The 19,961-nt window shown below is 71.1% G+C and carries 15 protein-coding genes and 1 pseudogene; 11 read left to right on the top strand and 5 right to left on the bottom strand.

Annotated features, from left to right (window positions below; genetic code table 11):
• Positions 1-49 precede the first annotated feature (49 nt).
• Together ABZ876_RS22905 and ABZ876_RS22900 are read left to right on the top strand one after the other, a co-directional pair.
• Entirely contained in the window at positions 50-1,036 is a 987-nt protein-coding gene (locus ABZ876_RS22905) for a PHB depolymerase family esterase (RefSeq protein ID WP_361784109.1), read from the top strand.
• A gap of 238 nt (positions 1,037-1,274) precedes the next feature.
• Positions 1,275-1,487, top strand: a complete 213-nt coding sequence (locus ABZ876_RS22900) for a DUF397 domain-containing protein (RefSeq protein ID WP_361784106.1) — start codon at positions 1,275-1,277, stop codon at positions 1,485-1,487.
• A 266-nt stretch (positions 1,488-1,753) separates the two neighbouring features.
• Here ABZ876_RS22900 and ABZ876_RS22895 read toward each other — a convergent pair whose 3' ends face one another.
• Entirely contained in the window at positions 1,754-3,019 is a 1,266-nt protein-coding gene (locus tag ABZ876_RS22895; protein WP_361784103.1) for an MFS transporter, read from the bottom strand.
• An 83-nt stretch (positions 3,020-3,102) separates the two neighbouring features.
• Here ABZ876_RS22895 and ABZ876_RS22890 point away from each other — a divergent pair.
• Positions 3,103-4,067 (top strand): annotated as a pseudogene (locus ABZ876_RS22890) (LysR family transcriptional regulator).
• Between the two features lie 98 nt (positions 4,068-4,165).
• Here ABZ876_RS22890 and ABZ876_RS22885 read toward each other — a convergent pair.
• Genes ABZ876_RS22885 through ABZ876_RS22870 form a run of 4 tightly spaced genes read right to left on the bottom strand, consistent with a single transcriptional unit; the run spans position 4,166 to position 9,108 of the window.
• Positions 4,166-5,839 carry a glycoside hydrolase family 13 protein gene (locus tag ABZ876_RS22885; RefSeq protein ID WP_361784100.1) on the bottom strand — a complete coding sequence of 558 codons (1,674 nt, stop codon included), beginning with the start codon at positions 5,837-5,839 and terminating at the stop codon, positions 4,166-4,168.
• A gap of 55 nt (positions 5,840-5,894) precedes the next feature.
• Positions 5,895-6,728, bottom strand: coding sequence for a carbohydrate ABC transporter permease (locus ABZ876_RS22880; protein WP_361784097.1), 834 nt, complete (start codon positions 6,726-6,728; stop codon positions 5,895-5,897).
• On the bottom strand, positions 6,725-7,798 hold the full coding sequence (locus ABZ876_RS22875; RefSeq protein ID WP_361784094.1) for a sugar ABC transporter permease: 1,074 nt from the start codon (positions 7,796-7,798) through the stop codon (positions 6,725-6,727). Before ABZ876_RS22875 ends, ABZ876_RS22880 begins: the two co-directional genes overlap by 4 nt.
• Before the next feature lie 11 nt (positions 7,799-7,809).
• Positions 7,810-9,108, bottom strand: coding sequence for an ABC transporter substrate-binding protein (locus ABZ876_RS22870; protein WP_361784091.1), 1,299 nt, complete (start codon positions 9,106-9,108; stop codon positions 7,810-7,812).
• Positions 9,109-9,493: 385 nt separating this feature from the next.
• Between ABZ876_RS22870 and ABZ876_RS22865 the strand changes: the two genes are divergently transcribed.
• The 8 genes from ABZ876_RS22865 (at position 9,494) to ABZ876_RS22830 (ending at position 19,218) form a co-directional block, all read left to right on the top strand.
• A complete protein-coding gene (locus ABZ876_RS22865) occupies positions 9,494-10,534 on the top strand; it encodes a LacI family DNA-binding transcriptional regulator (protein WP_361784088.1) in 1,041 nt (346 codons plus the stop codon).
• Positions 10,535-10,722: 188 nt separating this feature from the next.
• Entirely contained in the window at positions 10,723-12,105 is a 1,383-nt protein-coding gene (locus ABZ876_RS22860; RefSeq protein ID WP_361784085.1) for a nitrate/nitrite transporter, read from the top strand.
• A 127-nt stretch (positions 12,106-12,232) separates the two neighbouring features.
• On the top strand, positions 12,233-13,384 hold the full coding sequence (locus tag ABZ876_RS22855) for a uroporphyrinogen-III synthase (RefSeq protein ID WP_361784082.1): 1,152 nt from the start codon (positions 12,233-12,235) through the stop codon (positions 13,382-13,384).
• A 174-nt stretch (positions 13,385-13,558) separates the two neighbouring features.
• On the top strand, positions 13,559-14,185 hold the full coding sequence (locus ABZ876_RS22850) for a DUF4328 domain-containing protein (RefSeq protein ID WP_361784079.1): 627 nt from the start codon (positions 13,559-13,561) through the stop codon (positions 14,183-14,185).
• Between the two features lie 229 nt (positions 14,186-14,414).
• Positions 14,415-15,002 carry a CGNR zinc finger domain-containing protein gene (locus ABZ876_RS22845; protein ID WP_361784076.1) on the top strand — a complete coding sequence of 196 codons (588 nt, stop codon included), beginning with the start codon at positions 14,415-14,417 and terminating at the stop codon, positions 15,000-15,002.
• Between the two features lie 397 nt (positions 15,003-15,399).
• A complete protein-coding gene (locus tag ABZ876_RS22840) occupies positions 15,400-15,936 on the top strand; it encodes a sigma-70 family RNA polymerase sigma factor (protein WP_361784073.1) in 537 nt (178 codons plus the stop codon).
• On the top strand, positions 15,933-16,757 hold the full coding sequence (locus ABZ876_RS22835; RefSeq protein ID WP_361784070.1) for a zf-HC2 domain-containing protein: 825 nt from the start codon (positions 15,933-15,935) through the stop codon (positions 16,755-16,757). Before ABZ876_RS22840 ends, ABZ876_RS22835 begins: the two co-directional genes overlap by 4 nt.
• 151 nt (positions 16,758-16,908) lie before the next feature.
• Positions 16,909-19,218, top strand: coding sequence for a UvrD-helicase domain-containing protein (locus ABZ876_RS22830; RefSeq protein WP_361784067.1), 2,310 nt, complete (start codon positions 16,909-16,911; stop codon positions 19,216-19,218).
• The last annotated feature ends 743 nt before the right edge of the window (positions 19,219-19,961 follow it).

The following is a 19,961-nucleotide window of genomic DNA, read 5'->3' as shown; positions in this document are numbered from 1 at the left end:
TGCGGAGCCCCATATCGGCGGTCGGTGAGGGGTCCTACCGTCCCTCCGCATGACACACACCAGAGCCGCAGCCCGAAGCCGCATCGCTGTCCTCACGACGCTCCTCGTCGCCCTTCTCGCCGCCTTCCTCACTCCCGGCCGTGCCGCGGCCGCCTCCCTCCAGGAGGTGACCGGCTTCGGGACCAACCCCGGCGCCCTGCGCATGTTCCGTTACGTCCCGGCCGGGCTCCCCGCCGGGCGGCCCGTGGTCGTCGCGCTGCACGGGTGCACCCAGGACGCCGCCGGGTACGGCACCGGCAGCGGATGGATCCAGCTCGCCGACCGCTGGGGCTTCTCCGTCGTGCTGCCGCAGCAGCAGTTCGCAAACAACATCTCCAACTGCTTCGACTGGTTCCAGAGCGGGGACATCGAGCGCGGTCAGGGCGAGGCCGCCAGCATCGCGCAGATGGTCGACCGCCAGCTCACCGATGTGCCGGGCGATCCGGCGCGCGTGTACGTCACCGGGCTGTCGGCCGGAGGCGGGATGACCGCCGTGATGATGGCCGCCTATCCCGAGAAGTTCGCGGCCGGCGGGATTGTCGCCGGGCTGCCGTACGGATGCGCGCAGGCCGCCGGATCGCCGTACGTCTGTATGTACGTCGGCGCCACCCAGACCCCGAAGCAGTGGGGCGACCGGGTGCGGGCGTCCCGCCCGGGGTATGGCGGGCCATGGCCGACCCTGACCGTCTTCCAGGGCACGGCCGACTACACCGTGAAGCCCGTCAACATGACCGACCTGATGAGGCAGTGGACGGACGTGCACGGCGCCGATCAGACGGCGGATGCGAGCGACACCGTCGCCGGGTATCCGCACCAGGTCTTCCGGGATACGGCGGGCGAACCCGTCGTGGAGACGTACTCCCTCACCGGGATGGGACACGGTCAGCCCGTCGACCCGGGCAGCGGGACCGAGCAGTGCGGGGCGGCCGGTGCCTACTTCCTCGACGTGAACCTGTGCGCCGCGTACCGGCTCGGGCGGGCCTGGGGGCTCGGCTGAGCGGTCGGGTCATCGATCAGGGCTGGGGAGCGGGTAGTTCGAACCAGACCGTCTTGCCGATGCCGCCGGGGCGGGATTCGGCGCAGCGGTACGCCTTCGTGGACGGGCAGTCGACGGGGGCCCTGTACTCCGACGGCGACAAGCTGAGTGCGTTGACGCAGCGCTATGGCATGATCCGGATGCAGGCGCTTAGCGTTGAGGAGTCGGCCCGGTTCATCAGAAAGGTGGCGGGGGAGCTGTGAGCGACGAACTGTCATGGTTCAAGTCCAGCTATAGCGACTCCGAAGGGAGTGCCTGCCTCGAAGTCGGCCACACCTTGCGCGAGTCCAGCCACAGCAGTGACCGCGCCATCCACATCCGTGACTCGAAGCTCGGAGCTCGAAGCCCCCGCTTCGCCGTCCCCCTGGCCGCCTGGACCGCGTTCCTCGCGTACGCCTCTCTCGACGCCTGAGCCCCGGGCTTCGGACCCCGAGGAACGGGCGGATCAACTGCAAGCGGATCATCGCAGTGATCCGGGAGTTCTGGAGGTGGCTCGACGGGCGGTGACCGGCAGTCCTGAGCAATATTGAGGGCTCCCGGTCGGTAACCGCCTTTACCGGTGAAAGGGTCCCGGTTGGAACACCGGTCCGGGCGGGGGCCTCTCCACCTTGGAACCACAACGGGCGCCCCACGCGAGTGCACTCCCGCGCACTGCTCAGCGCAGGCTCGGGCCGCGCCTCAGCGGCTGCCTGCTTTTCGAGGGCGTCCATGGAGGACCTGTGCATCGGTGGATATTCGAACCACACGGCTGAGACCCGCCGCGATCAGCAGGGCGAGTACCGCCGCGGCTGAGGGTGCGGTGAAGCCGGCCGTCGGTGACAGGTGCTCCACCGCCCAGCCGCCGGTGGCGGAGCCGCAGGCCACGCCGCCCAGCAGGGCCGTCACCGCGAGGGTCATGCCCTCGTTGAGGCGGCCCTTCGGTGTGCGCTGCTGAACCAGGGTCATCGCGGTGACCATCGTGGGCGCGGTGGCCATGCCCGCGAGGAGCAGGGCGGGGGCCAGCGCGGCGAGGGAGCCGGTGGTGCGGGCCGCGAGCAGGGGCAGGGACATCAGGGCGGCCATCAGCGCCAGACACCACAGGTAGCGGCGTTCGGGAGGGCCTGCGGGCCGCAGGGTGCCGTAGAGCAGGCCGGCCGCGCACGATCCGGCGGCCTGGAGCGCCAGGACCGGGCCGGCGACGGCCTTGTGGCCGTGCGCGTCCGCGAATGCGATGGTGACGACCTCCATCGAGCCGAACACCGCTCCCGTGGCGAGCAGGCCGAGCAGCAGCGGGGGCATTCCGGGCGCGCGGAACGGTGCCGTCGCGTGGGCGCCCCGGCTGGGCGGCGGTTCCGTGGTGCGCTGTGCCGTGAACAGCAGCATGCCCGTGAGCAGAAGGATTCCGCCGATCAGGGTCCCGGCCTCCGGGAAGAGCCGGGTGCAGAGAAGGGCGGCTACCACCGGGCCGAGCATGAAGCACAGTTCGTCCGCCGCCTGTTCGAAGGCGTTCGCGGTGTGCAGGGCGTCCGGGTCGCTCCGGAAGAGGTGGGCCCAGCGGGCGCGGGACAGTCCGCCGATGTTGGGTGTCGTGGCGGTGGCGGCGTAGGCGGCGAACAGGGTCCAGTCGGGGGCGCCGTAGTGCACGCAGAGCAGCAGGGCCAGACCACCGAGCAGGGCGAACGCGGTGGCGGGCACGGCGATCCGGGCCTGGCCGTGGCGGTCGACGAGCCGTGCGATCCAGGGGGCGGTCACCGCCGTCGCCGCGAGGCCGGTGGCGGTGACGGCGCCGGCGAGGGCGTACGAGCCCCGGGACCCCGCGATCATGATGACCGCGCTCACGCTGAACATACCGACGGGCAGACGGGCGATGAGGTTCCCGGTCGTGAAGGCGCGGGTGCCGGGGTGGGCGAAGAGGCGGCGGTACGGGTTGCGGGACACGGCGGCGCCGGAGGTCGATTGCGGCATGGAGCAACCGTCGCCCGCGCTCTGACCTGCGGTCCAACACTTACTCGGTGGTGATTGACGCACCTGGGTTGTAAGTTCTGCGGATGCCTGCCGCCTCCGTCGAGCCCCGCCTGCTCCGTGCCTTTCTCGCCGTTGCCGAGGAACTGCACTTCACCCGCGCCGCGACCCGCCTGTACGTGGCCCAGCAGGCGCTCAGCCGTGACATCCGCCGGCTGGAGCGGGAGCTGGGCGCCGAGCTGTTCGTCCGGACGACCCGGCAGGTGACGTTGACCCCCGACGGCGAGCGGCTGCTGCCGTACGCCCGCCGGGTGCTTCAGGCCCAGGACGAGCTGCTCACAGCGTTCGGGCAGGCACGGCCGCTGCTGGTGGACCTGAACTCCCCGGGCCTGGCCACGGGTCGCCGGGTGCTGCACAGGGCCCGGGAACTCGCCCCGGACCAGGAGCTGATGGCCCGCTTCGAGAGCGGTCTCACGCATGCCGCCGCCGAACTGCTCGCGGGCCGGCTGGACGCGTCGTTCGGACGTTTCGCGGGCCTTGCCCCGGCGCTGCGGACCGGCCTGGACCAGCAGCCCGTCCGTTACGAGCCGATGGTGGTCGTTCTGCCCGAGGACCACCCGCTGGCCCCACTGGAGGGGGTGCCGATGAAGGCGCTCGCCGGGGAGACGGTGTACGCAGGCGCCGGGAACCCGCGCACACAGGAGTGGACGGACCTCGCGCACCGCCTGTTCGAGGGGCGTGACATCCGGGTCGCGCCGCCCGTTCCGCTGGCCGTGGGGGAGGAGGAGTTCCAGCGGATCATCGCCAGGACGGGCAACCCGGTCCTCGCGTGGTGGACTTCCCGGCCCTGCCGCACACGGTCGTGCGCCCGCTGGTGGACCCGGTCCCGCTGTCGCCGGTCTCGCTCGTGTGGCGGAAGGGCCTGGCGCACCCCGGCATCCATGCGCTTCGCCGGGCCGCCGTCGAACTCGGGGAGGCGCAGGCGTGGTTGAGCCCGCCGGAAGGGGCCTGGATCCCGGACGCCGACGCGCGCGTGATGGGGCGGCGGTGATGGGCGGCGGTGAGGGCGCCGGGGTGAGGGTGCCGCGGGACCAGGGCCCGTTGTCAGCGGGGTCGGCATGGAACGGGCCCTGGTGACTGCGTGGCCCGCTACACCGCGAGCCAGGCCGCGTGGTCCGCAGGCAGTACGCCGCCTTCGACTGGGCCGCTGGCCAGCAGGACCGAGGTGTGGTCCGGCAGGGCGTGCGCCTGGTCCGAGAGGTTGACCACGCACACGAAGCCGGGGGCACGGCCGAAGGCAAGGACTCCGGTGGGGGCGTCCAGCCAGGAGAGGCTGCCGTCGCCGAGGGCCGGATGCTCACGGCGCACCCTCAGGGCGCTGCGGTACAGCTCCAGCATCGACGTCTCGTCTGCGGTCTGCGCCTGGACACTGAGCCGGCTCCAGTCCGCCGGCTGCGGCAGCCAGGGGGCGGCGGAGGCGTTCTCGGGGCTGAAGCCGAACGGCGCGATACGACCCGACCAGGGGATCGGCACCCGGCAGCCGTCCCGTCCGCGGTCGGTGTGCCCGGAACGCTCCCAGACGGGGTCCTGGAGCACCGCCTCGGGCAGGTCCTCGACCTCGGGCAGGCCGAGCTCCTCCCCTTGGTAGATGTAGGCGCCGCCGGGCAGGGCGAGCATGAGCAGGGCGGCCGCACGGGCCCGCCGGGTGCCCAGTTCCAGGTCCAAGGGGCCCTCGGGACGGTACGTTTCACCGGCGACCCACCGGCGGACCGTCCTGCGCCCGTAGCGGCTGGTGTGGCGCATCACGTCGTGGTTGGACAGCACCCAGGTGGCGGGTGCGCCGACGGCGCCGAGCATGGCGAGCGAGTCGTCGATGACCGCGCGCAGGTCCTTCGCGTTCCAGCTCGACATCAGGAAGTCGAAGTTGAACGCCGTGTGCAGACCGTTGGGGCGGACGTAGGCCGCGAGCCGCTCGGGGGCGTCCGCCCATGCCTCGGCGACGAACGACCGGTCGCCGGGGAACTCGTCGGCGACCCTGCGCCACGCGCGGTAGATCTCGTGCACCTCGTCGCGGTCCCAGTGGGGGTGCTCGACGTGCTGCCGCGGCCGCTCCTCGGGGTGGTCCCGGGCGACGAGCGGACCCAGCACCGCCGGTTCCCGGCGGGGCGGCAGGTCGGGCAGCTCGGGATCCTTGACGAGTCCGTGGGCCACGTCGATGCGGAAACCGTCCACGCCCCGGCTGAACCAGAAGCGCAGGATCGACTCGAACTCGGCCCGCACGTCCGGGTGTTCCCAGTTGAGGTCCGGCTGCTGAGGGGCGAACAGATGCAGGTACCACTCCCCGTCCGGCAGTCGCGTCCAGGCCGGGCCGCCGAAGCAGGAGACCCAGTCGTTGGGCGGCTCGGCGCCGTCGGGTCCGCGGCCGGGGCGGAAGACGTAGCGTTCCCGTTCGGGACTTCCGGGTCCGGCGGCCAGCGCGGCCTGGAACCATGCGTGCTGGTCGGAGGTGTGGTTGGGCACGATGTCGGGGATGACCCGGAGCCCGTGCCGGTGGGCCTCCTCGATGAGTTGCTCCGCCTCGGCCACCGTGCCGAACAGCGGGTCGATCTCGCGGAAGTCGGCCACGTCGTAACCGTGGTCCGCCATGGGGGACTTGTACCAGGGGTTGATCCAGAGGGCGTCGACGCCGAGCGCCTTGAGATAGGGCAGACGCGACCGGAGGCCGGCGATGTCACCGACGCCGTCACCGTTCCCGTCGGCGAAACTGCGGATGTAGACCTGGTAGATGACGGCGCTGCGCCACCACGGGGCGGTAACGGACATACTGCTGCGTCACTCCTTGGACGGGCGAAGGGAAGGGCGGTGTGGCGCCCGGGGTCTACTTGGCGGCGCCGGCGGTGAGCCCGGCGACGATGCGGCGCTGGAAGACGAGCACCATCACCACCAGCGGTACGGTGACGAGCACGCCTGCCGCCATCTGGCTGCCGAACGGGGTCTCGAACTGCGTTGCGCCGGAGAACTTGGAGATGGCGACGGGGGCGGTCTGCATGCCCTGCTTGTTCGTCATCGACAGGGCGATGAGGAACTCGTTCCAGGCGGCGATGAAGGTGATGATCGCCGTGGTGAAGATGCCCGGCGCCGCGAGCGGCACGATGATCTTGCGGAAGGCCTGGCCTCTGGTGCAGCCGTCGATCATGGCCGCCTGCTCCAGTTCGTCGGGCATCTGCCGGAAGAACGTGGTCAGGTTCCACACCGCCAGCGGCAGCGCGAAGGACATGCTCGGCACGATCATGGCCTGGTAGGTGTTGATCCAGCCGATGTCCGTGAACAGTTTCAGCAGCGGGACCACGATGGACACCACCGGGAACATCGAGGTGGCGATCATCAGGGTGAGCACCAGCCGCTTGAACCGGAACTCCAGCCGGGCCATGGCGTAGGCGGTGAACGTGGCCAGCAGCAGGGCAAGCGCGGTGGTGATGCCCGAGACGATCAGACTGTTGCCGAGCGCGCGGGTGAAGCCCTGGGAGGGCTCGAACACCGCCCGGTAGTTCTCGAACGACACCGCGGAGGGAAGCAGCGAGGTGTCGAAGACGTCGGAGCTGCGGCGCAGGCTGGAGACCACCATCCAGTAGAACGGGGCCAGGCAGTAGGCCACCACCGCCGCGACCCCCGCGTACAGCAGCCGGGCGCGCCATTTCGCCGAGGCGGTCATGCCGTCGCCTCCGCCCCGTACCTCACCGCACGGCGCCGGTGCCGGTGCCGGCTCCGGTTGCCGCGTGCCGCGCCGCCGTCGCCGGTGACATCGGCGCCCAGCAGCCGGACGAAGCCGAGCGCGATGAGGAAGACGTAGAGGAAGAGGATCACCGCGTAGGCCGCGGCCGGTCCGAAACGCACATTGGACGCCTGGTCCTGGGCGAGCATGGACAGCGTTTCCACCGAGGTCTTCTGCGCGCCGACGAGGATGTAGGGCAGATCGAACATCCGCAGCGCGTCGAGGCAGCGGAACAGCACCGCGACCAGCAGCGCGGGTTTCACCAGGGGCAGGGTGATGCGCCAGAACTGGCTCAGTGGGCCTGCCCCGTCGATCCGGGCCGCCTCGTACACCTCCTTCGGGATCACTTGGAGGCCCGCCAGAACCAGCAGCCCGATGAACGGCGCGGTCTTCCAGACCTCGGCGATGATCACCGCGACCTTGGCGTGGAAGCCCTCGGTCGTCCACAGGACCTGGTGTCCGATGAGGGCGTTGGCGATGCCGTCGCTGTGGAATATCCACCGCCACAGCAGCGCGGAGATGGCCGTGGGAACCGCCCAGGGCACGAGGATGCTCGCCCGCACCAGGGCCCGGCCCCGGAACGCCTTGTGCATGACCAGCGCCATGGTCACGCCGATCACGGTCTCCAGGCCCACGGTGACGACGGTGAAGAACGTGGTGTTCCAGAAGGCGTTCCAGAACCGGTCCGAGGCCTCGCCGAAGATGTCGGCGTAATTCCTCAGACCGACGAACGGTTCGGTGGTGCGGATGAATCCGGTCTTCGGGTCCAGCCCCTTGGTCCCGTACAGCGACTCCCTCAGGGCCATGATCGTCGGATACAGCACGACCACCGTCAGCACCAGAAGCGTCGGGGACACCAGCAGTGCCGCCATGCGTCCCGAGCCCGCGGCCGGTCGGCCCGGCCCGCGGCGGCGCACCGCCGCCGCGGGCCGCCGGGAGCGGGACCGGTCGCCGAAGGTGCCGCCGGGCTCGTCCGCGGCGGTTCCGGGCGGGGTCTCGGTGTCTACCATGCTCCCGTTCCTCACTGCGCCGCGGTCTTCTGAAGGTCGCCTTGCAGATCCTTCAGCGCCTGGGCGCTGCTCTTGGCGCCGGTCAGGGCCGCGTAGGCCTGCCGCTCGATCACCGACGACACATCGCCGTACTGCACCACCCGGGGGCGGGGCACGGCGCGCAGGATCGACTGCTTGAGGACGGGCAGATACGGATACTGCTTGGTCAGTGCCGTGTCGTCGTACAGGCTCGCGTACGGCGGGGCGAGGGAGGCGTCCTTGAGGTTCCTCGCCGCGCTGTCCTCGTCGGTGAAGAACTTGATGAAGTCGAGGGCGGTGGCCTTGTTCTTGGCGAAGGACGACAGGGCCAGATTGTGACCGCCCAGGCTGGAGGAGCCGGGTCCGGTCAGGCCGGGCAGGGGTGCGACGGCGAACTTGCCCGCCACCTTGCTCTTCTGCGCCAGGGAGTACATGTACGGCCAGTTGCGCAGGAAGACCAGCTTGCCGGACTGGAATGCCTGGCGGCCGTCCTCCTCCTGATAGGTGATGGCCTCCTTGGGGATCGTGCCGTCCTTGAAGGAGTCGACGAGGAAGTCGAGTCCCTTCTTCGCCTCCGGCGTGTCGACGCGGGGGTTGCCGCGTGCGTCGGTGACCACGCCGTCCGCGGAGTTCACGGCCTCGGAGAAGTTCACGGTCAGGCCCTCGTACTTCTGGAACTGCCCGGCGTAGCAGGACATGTCCTTGGCCTCGGGCAGCTTCTTCACCTTGGCGCAGTCGGCCTTCATCTCCGACCAGGTGGCCGGGGGCCCGCTGATGCCGGCCTTCTTCAGCAGGTCGCTGCGGTAGTAGAGCAGTCCGCCGTCCGAGCTGGACGGGGCGGCGTACAGGCCGCCGCGGTACCTGGCCGTCTCCACCACCGGGGTCAGCATCTTGCGCAGCGGGAACTGCTTGTCCGGAAGCCGGTCGACCCACTGGTGGGCGGCGAACTCCGATGTCCACACGACGTCGAGGGAGAGCACCGTGTAGGCGTCGGACTTCGTCTCCGCGTTCTGGATCATCTGCTGACGCTGGGAGTCGGCGTCCGTCGGCAGCTGTACGAAGGTGACCTTCTCCTTCGGGTGCAGCTTGTTCCAGCGGTCGATCGCCGCCTGGACGCTGCCGGTGCTGTCCTTGCCGGCTACGTAGGTGATGGGGCCCCGGCCTGTGAACGACGGGCTCCCCGCCTGCCCGGCGGAGCCGGTGCCGTCCGACGAGCCGCAGGCGGCAAGGGCCAGTTGGGCGGCGACGAGCATGGCGGAGCACCGGATCGCTCTGGTGGTTCTGGTCTTCACTGTCTCTCCTGGTCGTGCGGAACCGAGGTCGTGGCTGATCACCCGGTAGGGGAGCCACTACGAGATGACTCTGGAAGGACTCGGGTTGTGAGACCGCGTTGTCACAGCATGATTTCAATTAAATCCGCAGGTCAAAGCCGGGAAGGTTCGCTTCACAGGAGCAGCTTTGACCAGGTCGGGACAACGCTTGCACGCTAGGAGTGCACCTGCGGGAAGTCAATGCGTTACTTCCTGGTAATGCCCGGGGGTTTCCTTGCCGGGCCTGCCGCCTTCTCCCTTTGCTTAGGCGGAAGAGTCTCTGACAGCGTTGTCAGTCCCTGCTTCGTGCAAGCGCTGTCATCTGTGCTACCTTCCGTTCATGCCACCAGCCCAGCGACACTCCACGATGGCTGACGTCGCCGAACGGGCCGGGGTGTCCACATCCACCGTCTCCCGGACCCTGCGTGGCCTGACCACCGTCTCGCCGGAGGTCCGCGCCCGGGTCGAACAGGCCGCACGCGAGCTGAACTTCGCGGTCTCGCGGCAGGCGTCGAGCCTGGTCACCGGCAGGACCGGAGTGGTGGCGGTGCTGGTGCCCACACTCAACTCGTGGTTCGTGGGCTCCGCGCTGTCCAGCCTGGGCCCGCTGCTGCGGGCCGCGGGCCTGGAGCTGACGGTCTATGTGACCCCCGATCTGTCCGAGCGGGCGTCGTTCTTCGAGCACCTTCCGGCCCGGCGGAACGCCGACGCCCTGCTGGTGTTCTCCTTCGACCTCACCGAAGAGGAGACCGCGCGGCTGGACGACCTAGGGATGCCGGTCATCTACGTCAGCCAGCACGTCGAGGGGCGCCCCAGTGTCTACGTCGACGACGTGGCCGGGTCCCTGCACGGCACCCGGCATCTGCTGAACCTCGGACACCGTCGGATCGCCTTTGTGAAGACGGAGCCGACCAGCGGCTTCTCCTTCAGCTCGCACGAGCGGCTCCTGGGCTACCGGCAGGCGCTCACGGAAGCGGGTCTGGCCGCGGACGACGGCCTCGTGGTCGCCGCGCAGTTCGGTGACAAGCGCAGCGTCGCGGAGGCGGTCGGGGCGCTGCTGAGTCTGCGGGAGCCGCCCACGGCGGTCTTCGCCGAGCAGGACGAGCTGGCCATCGCCCTCATCACGACCCTGCGCAGGGCGCAGGTGGAGGTGCCCGGGCGGATCTCCGTCCTCGGCTTCGACGACCACCGGATGGCCGAGTGGTTCGGCCTGTCCACGGTGGCCCAGGCGCCTTCGGACATCGGCCGTGCGGCGGGTGAACTGGCCCTGGAGCTCATGAACGACTCCGGGGCGGACCGTGAGCGGCACGTCGTCCTGCCCACGCACCTGATCCCGCGGTCCACCACCGCCCCGGTGCCCGGCGATCAGGGGCAGCGGGAGGACGCCGACGCGCCTGCGCCGTCCTGAAGTTCATCGGACGCGGCGCGAACCGCCCGTCGTCTCCCGGGAGATTTCCCGGTCATCCCTCACCGCACCCCTCCGCGCCGCGTGAGAGCAACGTTCCCTCGAGGTCACCCGCGGGCACAGTGCGGAAACGCGTCCTTCCTACCTTCGGGACTCACGACACCTGGGCACCGGAGAACCGTGGAGGCGTCATGACAGCCCCGAGCACAACCCCGGCACCGAGCAGGAGGGGCCGCTGGATCGAGCACTGGGATCCGGAGGACGAGGCCTTCTGGCGCACGACCGGGCAGCGGATCGCCCGGCGCAATCTGTTCTTTTCCGTCCTGTCCGAGCACATCGGGTTCTCGGTCTGGGCCATGTGGTCCGTGCTGGTCCTGTTCATGGGCCCCGAGTACGGGCTCAGCCCGGCCGACAAGTTCCTGCTGACCTCGGTGGTCACGCTCGTCGGGGCGGTCGTCCGTGTGCCCTACACCTTCGCCGTCGCCGTCTTCGGCGGGCGGAACTGGACGATCATCGCCGCCTGTCTCCTGCTCGTCCCGACGATCGCCGCCTTCGCCGTCATGAAGCCCGGCACGTCCTTCTCCACCTTTCTGTGGGTCGGACTGCTCGCCGGTGTGGGCGGCGGCAACTTCGCCTCCTCCATGACCAACATCAACGCCTTCTTCCCGCTGCGGAAGAAGGGGTGGGCCCTCGGGCTCAACGCGGGCGGCGGCAACATCGGCGTGCCCGTCATCCAGCTCGTGGCCCTCGCCATCATCGGGGCGAACGGCGGGCCGCGCGTGCTGCTCGGCATCTACATCCCGCTCATCGTCGTCGCCGCCGTCCTCGCCGCCCTCTTCATGGACAACATCGCCTCCGTGCGGAACGACACCGGCGCCGCGAAGGACGCCGCCAGGGACGCCCACACCTGGATCATGGCCTTCCTCTACATCGGCACCTTCGGCTCCTTCATCGGCTACAGCTTCGCCTTCGGACAGGTGCTTCAGAACGAGTTCGGGCGGACCCCGCTCCAGGCGGCCTACCTCACCTTCATCGGCCCGCTCCTCGGCTCCCTCATCCGTCCCGTCGGCGGCCGGCTCGCCGACCGGTACGGCGGCGCGCGGATCACGCTCTGGAACTTCGTCGCCATGGCCGCGGCGGCCGCGGTCCTGATCGTGGCCGGCATGCGCAAGTCGCTGCCGCTGTTCGTCTGCGTCTTCGTGGTGCTGTTCGTGCTCAGCGGTCTCGGCAACGGATCGACGTACAAGATGATCCCGGGGATCTTCCAGGCCAAGGCCGCAGCCCAGGGGCTCCGGGGCGAGGAGGCCGCGGCGTACGGGCGGCGGCTGTCCGGCGCCTCCATGGGGCTCATCGGCGCCGTGGGTGCGCTCGGCGGCGTCGGCATCAACCTCGCCTTCCGGCAGTCCTTCCTCGCCTACGGCTCCGGCACGGGCGCCTTCGTCGCCTTCCTCGCCTTCTACGGCGTGGCCCTCGTGGTCACCTGGGCCGTATACCTTCGCCGTCCGGCCGGCCAGACCCGGGCGGAGGCCGCTCCTTCGGAGGCGGAGCCCCGCCTCGGGTATGCGGAGGTGTGACGTAACACGGGCGACATGAAGCGGAACCGGGCCTGTCACGCGCCGTTGGCAGGCTCGACCGGCACGCAGGTATGGCGCGTACGACGATATGCCGACCATATGCCGACTCGAGTGCGGGACGAGAGCCATGTACGACGAACAGCAGCGGCCAGAACACGGCCCACTCGCGGGGTTCACCGTGGGCGTGACGGCCGCGCGGCGGGCCGAGGAACTGGGCACCCTGCTCCAGCGCCGCGGCGCGACCGTCCTGTACGCGCCCGCCCTGCGCATCGTGCCGCTCGCCGACGACGGTGAACTGCTCGCCGCCACCAAGAAGTTGATCGACAGGGCGCCGGACGTGGTGGTCGCCACCACCGCGATCGGCTTCCGCGGCTGGGTCGAGGCCGCGGACGGCTGGGGGCTCGGCGAGGACCTGATCAGCCGGCTGCGCGGGGTGCGGCTGCTCGCGCGCGGGCCCAAGGTGAAGGGGGCGATCCGGGCCGCCGGGCTGACCGAGGAGTGGTCGCCCACCTCCGAGTCCCTGGCCGAGGTGCTCGACCGGCTCCTGGAGGAGGGCGTCGAGGGCCGCCGGGTCGCCGTCCAGCTGCACGGCGAACCGCTGCCCGGCATCGTGGAGGCGCTGCGCGCCGGGGGCGCCGAGGTCGTGGGGGTGCCGGTGTACCGGTGGATGCCTCCGGAGGACGTCGCGCCCCTCGACCGGCTGCTGGACGCGACCGTCACCCGTGGTCTTGACGCGCTCGCCTTCACCAGCGCGCCCGCCGCCGCGTCCGTGCTCTCCCGCGCCGAGGAGCAGGGGCTGCTGCCCGGGCTGCTCGCCGCACTCCACCACGACGTGGTGCCCGCCTGCGTCGGACCCGTCACCGCACTGCCGCTCCAGGCCCACGGCGTCGACACGGTCCAGCCCGAACGCTTCCGGCTCGGCCCGCTCGTGCAGCTGCTGTGCCAGGAACTGCCCGCCCGGGCCCGTACGTTGCCCGTCGCCGGCCATCAAGTGGAGATCCGCGGGCACGCGGTGATGGTGGACGGGAGGATGCGGCCCGTACCCCCCGCCGGGATGTCCCTGCTGCGTGCGCTGTCCAGGCGTCCCGGCTGGGTGGTCGCCCGCGCCGAGCTGCTGCGGGCCCTGCCGGGCGCGGGCAGTGACGAGCACGCGGTGGAGACGGCGATGGCCCGGCTGCGCACGGCCCTGGGGTCGCCCAAGCTGATCCAGACGGTGGTCAAGCGCGGTTACCGCCTCGCGCTCGACCCGGCGGCGGAATCCAAGTACGCCGAGGCGTGAGCACCCACGCACGCCGAGGCGTGAGTGCCCGCATGCGGCGAGGTGTGAGCGCCCGCATGCGTCGAAGTGTGAGCGCCCACATACTCCGAGGCGTGAGTGCCCGCATGCGTTGAGGCGTGAAGCCCGCGGATCTGTTCGCCGCCTCCCGCGCTGCCGGGAAGTAGGCTCCCCGTCATGACCATGATCAGTCCCTCCAGTGGGGGCGGACCCGTCGGCGGGGCACCCCGGCTTCTCGCCCGGTGCGCGCAGGGCGCGATAGCGGCGGCGGCCGGCGCTTCCGTATTCCGGGCCGTGGCCCTCAGGGCCCGCCGTCCGCACCCCACGGACGCCTCGGCGAACACCTCCGCACTCGCCTCGATGGTGCTGGTGTACGTGATGACGGCGGCGGCCGTGCTGTTCCTGGTGTGGTTCAGTCGCTGCCGGCGGAACGCGCGCCTGCTCACCCCGGGTGCCGCCGCCGGACCCGACGTCTGGGCGGTGCTGGCCTGGCTCGTTCCGGTGGTCAACCTGTGGGCACCGCGAGGGCTCCTCCTCGAGGTGCAGCATGCGAGCGGTGGCGCGCAGGGGAAGAGCGCCGACGACCGCCTGGTGAACGCGTGGTGGGTGGCGTGGGCCGCTCACGGTGTGATCGCCGCGGTCTCCCAGACCGTCCCAATCGACTCCCTGGTCCTTCTGGTGGTCTCGGAAGCCCTGTCCGTCGCCGCCGCGGTCCTCGCGATCTGCGTGATCCAGCGCATCACCGCACTCCAGAGCACCGGCCTCCGGCCGGCGTCACCCGCCGAACCGCTCAGCCGGACCTGAACCGTACCGGCGCACCCGGCGCCGGAGCCGCGCCTCGCCCGTGTCCCGCGCGTACGCGCGCGTGCCGCGCGCGTGCGGAGCCGTACGGGGCCTTCCCGGGGCGGGTGCGGGCGGGCACTGTAGGGGGTACGAACGAGGGTACGACGCCCGGGTACCCAGCACGGACACGTCCCCGGCGGACCTCACCGGCCGTCGCTCGCGGCGGCAACTCCAAGGCGGTGACAGCCACATGGCATCGGACACGGCCACGGCCCCGTACGAGCTGCGGTTCGACTCCGGTCGGATCTGTCTGGACCTGCTGGCGACGACGCATCCCGAGGAACGGCTCGACTCGGTGGAGCGGTTGCGGGCCTGGATCGCCGGCGCCGGGCTGGTGCCCGCGGGCACACCGCTCGCGGAGGTGGACGCGGCATGGCTGAGGGCCTTCCGGGAACTGCGCCTGCACCTCGGGACATTGGTGCGCGGGGAACTGGACGGGCGGCCCGCGGACGGGGCGCTGGCACGGGTGAACTCGGTGGCGCGGCAGGCGCCGCCCGTGCCGTGCGCGGTCCGTGCGGAGGACGGCGTGCTGGTACGGCGGCTGCGCGCGCTGCCGCGATGCGAGGAACTGCTGGCGGCGGTTGCCCGCGAGGCGATCGAGCTGCTGACGGACCCCGGGGCCCGGGCGAGCCTGCGGCAGTGCGCGGGCGACAACTGTCCCATCGTCTATCTGGACACGTCCCGCGGCCGTCGCCGTCGCTGGTGCTCCAGTGAGATCTGCGGAAACCGCGAACGAGTGGCCCGCCACCGTCGCCGGGCCGCTCTTGCACGGGCGTAAGCGGGGGATCCACAGAAGTCGCGGAAAACGGGCGAGTCGCCCCAACGTTGACCGAAAGTGATGGCTGAAGTCGCGAACCTCGACGATTTCCCCATCAAAGTCGAGCCAAATTTTCACACGATGATCAAGCACCGTCCGGGAGTGAAGCTCCCGCCCGCTGTGACCTGGGTCTCGCCGGTGTGGCGGCCCTATGTCCCGTTGGGTCAGAAATGAGTGCCCAGGGGCGGGGGTTGCCACACCTCGTCCAAGAAATTTCTGCTGTCGCATTGAACACAGCGGCCGTTGTCTGCGTATCCGGATGTGAGCGACCGACTGGGGGAACCCCCGGACACCGGAGGTAGGCGTGCGCAAGGATTCCGCCGTGGCTGATGAACGAAGGCCAAGGGCCCGACATCGCATGACCTCGTCCTCGGCGTCTTCTTCGAGCGAGCCGGACGAGGAGCTGATGCGCGCCCTCTACCGGGAACACGCGGGACCTCTGCTCGCCTACGTGCTGCGCCTGGTCGCGGGCGACCGGCAGCGCGCCGAGGACGTCGTGCAGGAGACGCTCATCCGTGCCTGGAAGAACGCCGGCCAGCTCAATCGAGCGACCGGTTCGGTACGCCCCTGGCTGGTGACGGTCGCCCGGCGCATCGTCATCGACGGCCACCGCAGCCGGCAGGCCCGGCCGCAGGAGGTCGACCCGTCGCCGCTGGAGGTCATCCCCGCGGAGGACGAGATCGACAAGGCGTTGTGGCTGATGACACTGTCGGACGCGCTGGACGACCTGACCCCGGCACACCGGGAGGTCCTGGTCGAAACGTACTTCAAAGGGCGTACGGTCAATGAGGCGGCCGAAACGCTCGGCATCCCCAGCGGAACGGTGCGCTCCAGGGTGTTCTACGCCCTGCGGTCCATGAAGCTGGCACTGGAGGAGCGGGGGGTGACGGCATGAGCAATCTGTACGGGGGGTTCGGTACTGGCGACCCCGGGGCGGCAAGAGGCCCCCAGGGCCCACAGGGCCAGGGCGACATCCACGAAACGGTCGGCGCCTACGCCCTCGGCATACTGGACGACGCCGAGGCGACGGCCTTCGAGGCCCACCTCGCCACCTGCGAATGGTGCGCCCAGCAGCTGGACGACCTCGCGGGCATGGAGCCGATGCTGGCCGCACTCGCGGACCTGCCCGGCAGCCAGGGCAGCCCGGCCATCGGCGAGTCCCTGTCCGCGAAGCCCAGTCCACGGCTGGTGGAGCGGCTGGTCGACGAGGTGTCCGAGCGGCGCGCCCAGAAGCGCCGACGCGGCTTCTACCTCGTGGCGGCCGCGGCAGCGCTGATCATCGGCGGCCCGCTCACCGTGATGGCGGTGAACGGCGGCGGCGACAGCGGTACCGCTCAGGACCCGATGGCCATGGGGCCCGCCCAGCAGGCCTTCCAGGTCATGAAGGACAAGCACGCCGCGACCGACCCGAACACCAAGGTCGACGCCGTGGTCGCGGTCGAGTCCAGGGACTGGGGCACCCACGCCGTTCTCCAGCTGAAGAACGTCAAGGGCCCGCTCAAGTGCTCCCTGATCGCCGTCGGCAAGAACGGCGAGCGCGAGACGGTCACCTCCTGGTCCGTCCCCGAGTGGGGCTACGGCATCACGAACGCCAAGACCGAGGAGGCGAAGAAACCGCTGTACGTGCACGGTGGCGCCGCCTTCACGCCGAACCAGATCGACCACTTCGAGGTCATGACCTTCGACGGAAAGCGGCTGGTGGAGGTGAACGCCTAGGCGTTCGCGCATCCGTCTGAGCACCTCCCGCGGCGTACGGGGAACCACGCCGCGGGCCGACGTGCGCAAGGGGTCCGTAGCAGGTCCGTAGCCTCTTCGGGCCCCCTTCGCGTACGGTGGACGGCTGCCCAGCACGTCAGAAGGGGGCCCGGTGGCCGCTCAGGTTCAACAGGAAACGGCGCTCGGCCCGGTCGGCAAGTCCGTGCACGACTCGCTCCGCGACCGGGAGATCAGCGTCGAACAGGAACACCTGGACCGGGTGTACCGGCGTCTCGAGGAGAAGATCCACGAGGCGGAGTTCCTGATGAACGACGCCGCCAAGCGCGGCCAGGTCGGCACGCCCGGGGCGCTGGCCGAGCGGGACGCGCAGGTCTTCCGGGCGGGCGTCCACCTCAACCGGCTCAACAACGAGTTCGAGGACTTCCTCTTCGGCCGGATCGACCTGCTGCTCGGCAAGGACGGCAAGAAGGGACCGGACGGCGCGTACACCGCCGTCGAGCCCGCCGAGGGCGCGGTGCGCCCCGACAACACCGCCGACATCGCCGAGACCCTGCACATCGGCCGCATCGGCGTGCTCGACGAGGACTACGCGCCCCTGGTCATCGACTGGCGGGCGCCCGCCGCGGCTCCGTTCTACCGCTCCACCCCGGTCGACCCCGGTCGGGTCGTCCGCCGCCGGGTCATCCGCTCCAAGGGCCGCCGGGTACTCGGCGTCGAGGACGACCTGATGCGTCCCGAGCTGAAGGCGAGCCTCGGCGGCCATGAGCTGCCCGTGATCGGCGACGGTGCCCTGATGGCGGCCCTCGGCCAGGCCCGCACCCACACCATGCGGGACATCGTGGCGTCCATCCAGGCCGAGCAGGACCTGGTCATCCGCGCCCCCGCCGCCTCCGTGACCTACGTCGAGGGCGGCCCCGGCACCGGCAAGACGGCCGTCGCGCTGCACCGGGCCGCGTACCTGCTCTACCACGACCGGCGCCGGTACGCGGGCGGCATCCTGATCGTCTCGCCGACCCCGCTGCTGGTCGCCTACACCGAGGGTGTGCTGCCCTCCCTCGGCGAGGAGGGCCAGGTCGCCATCCGCGCCATCGGCTCGCTCGTCGACGGCACCGAGGCGACGCTGTACGACTCCCCGTCCGTGGCCCGTGCCAAGGGCTCGTACCGCATGCTCAAGGTGCTCCGGAAGGCTGCCCGCGGGGCCCTGGAACTGAACGGCGCGCCCACCCGGCTGCGGGTCGTCGCCTTCGGCCGCCGCCTGGAACTGGAGGCCGAGGAGCTGGAGCGCATCCGGCGCAACGCCCTGAGCGGCACCGCCCCCGTGAACCTGCTGCGCCCGCGTGCCCGCAAGCTCCTGCTGGACGCCCTGTGGGCGCGCTCCGGCGCGGCCGGCCGGCACACCGACCCCGAGCTGGCCGCGGAGCTGCGCTCCTCCTTCGACGAGGACGTCTCCTTCGAGGACTCCTTCCTCACCTTCCTGGACGCCTGGTGGCCGGAGCTGACCCCGGCCGCCGTACTGGAGGCGATGGCCGACGAGAGGCGGCTGGGCCGGTGGGCCCGGCGCATCCTCAACCCCGGCGAGGTGCGCAGGGTCGCGCGCTCCCTGAAGCGGGACGGGCTGTCCGTGCACGACGTGGCGATGCTGGACGAGCTGGGGGCCGTCCTCGGGCTGCCGGCGCGCCCGAGGAAGAAGCGCGAGTTCGACCCGCTGGACCAGCTGACCGGGCTCGAGGAGCTGATGCCCGTACGCGAGGAGTCGCAGCGCGAGCGCGCCGAGCGGCTCGCGGCGGAGCGGACCGAGTACGCGCATGTGATCGTCGACGAGGCGCAGGACCTCACGCCGATGCAGTGGCGGATGATCGGACGGCGCGGCCGGCACGCCACCTGGACCGTGGTCGGCGACCCGGCCCAGTCGTCCTGGTCCGACCCTGACGAGGCGGCCGAGGCCCGGGACGAGGCCCTGGGCACCCGGCCCCGCCGTCGCTTCACGCTCACGGTCAACTACCGCAACCCGGCGGAGATCGCCGAACTGGCGTCGAAGGTGCTCGCGCTGGCCATGCCGGGCTCGAAGGCCCCGTCGGCAGTTCGCTCCACCGGCGTCGAGCCGCGCTTCGCCGTGGTCCGCGACTCCCTGGCCAAGACCGTCCGCGCGGAGGCGGCGCGCCTGCTCGCCCGCGTCGACGGCACGGTCGGCGTGGTCGTCGCGATGAACCGGCGCGAGGAGGCGGCCCGCTGGCTGGACGGGCTCGGCGACCGGGTCGTCGCGCTCGGCAGCCTGGAGGCCAAGGGGCTGGAGTACGACGCGACGGTCGTCGTCTCACCCGCGGAGATCGCCGACGAGAGCCCCGCGGGCCTGCGGGTGCTGTACGTGGCACTGACCCGGGCCACCCAGCAGCTGACGGTTCTGTCGGCCGACCGGGACGAACCGGACGCGACAGGGGTACCGGACCTACTGCGCGACTGACCCGCCCAGAGCCCCGACCGGCCACGCCTGCCCGGCCCGGACACCTGCGCCCGGCCCGGAAGGGCGGCGCGGCGGACCAGGGCGGGGACCCGCATCCGCTCTGGGCGGGAGCCGGCGCCCGGCCCGGGCGGAGGCCCGCGCCCGTCCGGGGCCGAAGCCCGTGACTGGTCCGGACGCGAGCATGCGACCGATCGGGGCGCAAGCCTGCGCCTTGCCTGCGAGGCGGTCGGGCCGCGCCTGACCGGGGCGGCGCTCGGTGGCCGGGGAGGAGGGGGCGGTGCCTGGTCGGGCGGGAACTGCGACTCACCGGCAGGGGCCGTGCCCGCCCCGCGCGGCGACCGCGTCCGGCCCGGGCGGAGGCCCGCGCCCGTCCGGGGCCGAAGCCCGTGACTGGTCCGGACTCCGGTTCACGGCCGGGGGCGGAGGTCTCTGGCTGACCGGGGCGGAGACCCGCGGCGGGCCCCGGGCCGAAGTCCGGTGCCGGTCTGTGACCGGTCGGGGCGGCGGTGTGCGGGCCTCGCCCGGGCACGGAGCGCGCCTGACCCCTGCTGGACCGCTCGTACGGAAAATGCTCTCGGTGTGGGAATGGCCTTGCCGGATCCGTTTGTTAGCCTTGATGTGACACCGGCCCGATCCAAGCCCCCGGGCCCAACCTTCGTCGCTACGAGCGACCACTTGCCGCGAGGCGAGCATGGCGGGTCGGTGTCACTGAACGTTCGGAGGCCCACGTCACCACGTGACGT

It is taken from the genome of Streptomyces sp. NPDC046931, from assembly GCF_040644655.1.
GTDB lineage: Bacteria > Actinomycetota > Actinomycetes > Streptomycetales > Streptomycetaceae > Streptomyces.
Note: the sequence above shows the minus strand (reverse complement) of the source record. Positions and strands in the feature narration are given on the sequence as shown.

Excerpts from the sequence above, each read along its gene's own strand:
- ABZ876_RS22905 (WP_361784109.1), top strand. The coding sequence starts at position 50 with ATGACACACACCAGAGCCGCAGCCCGAAGCCGCATCGCTGTCCTCACG.
- ABZ876_RS22895 (WP_361784103.1), bottom strand. The coding sequence starts at position 3,019 with ATGCCGCAATCGACCTCCGGCGCCGCCGTGTCCCGCAACCCGTACCGC.
- ABZ876_RS22885 (WP_361784100.1), bottom strand. The coding sequence starts at position 5,839 with ATGTCCGTTACCGCCCCGTGGTGGCGCAGCGCCGTCATCTACCAGGTC.
- ABZ876_RS22880 (WP_361784097.1), bottom strand. The coding sequence starts at position 6,728 with ATGACCGCCTCGGCGAAATGGCGCGCCCGGCTGCTGTACGCGGGGGTC.
- ABZ876_RS22875 (WP_361784094.1), bottom strand. The coding sequence starts at position 7,798 with ATGGTAGACACCGAGACCCCGCCCGGAACCGCCGCGGACGAGCCCGGC.
- ABZ876_RS22865 (WP_361784088.1), top strand. The coding sequence starts at position 9,494 with ATGGCTGACGTCGCCGAACGGGCCGGGGTGTCCACATCCACCGTCTCC.
- ABZ876_RS22860 (WP_361784085.1), top strand. The coding sequence starts at position 10,723 with ATGACAGCCCCGAGCACAACCCCGGCACCGAGCAGGAGGGGCCGCTGG.
- ABZ876_RS22855 (WP_361784082.1), top strand. The coding sequence starts at position 12,233 with ATGTACGACGAACAGCAGCGGCCAGAACACGGCCCACTCGCGGGGTTC.
- ABZ876_RS22850 (WP_361784079.1), top strand. The coding sequence starts at position 13,559 with ATGACCATGATCAGTCCCTCCAGTGGGGGCGGACCCGTCGGCGGGGCA.
- ABZ876_RS22845 (WP_361784076.1), top strand. The coding sequence starts at position 14,415 with ATGGCATCGGACACGGCCACGGCCCCGTACGAGCTGCGGTTCGACTCC.
- ABZ876_RS22840 (WP_361784073.1), top strand. The coding sequence starts at position 15,400 with ATGACCTCGTCCTCGGCGTCTTCTTCGAGCGAGCCGGACGAGGAGCTG.
- ABZ876_RS22835 (WP_361784070.1), top strand. The coding sequence starts at position 15,933 with ATGAGCAATCTGTACGGGGGGTTCGGTACTGGCGACCCCGGGGCGGCA.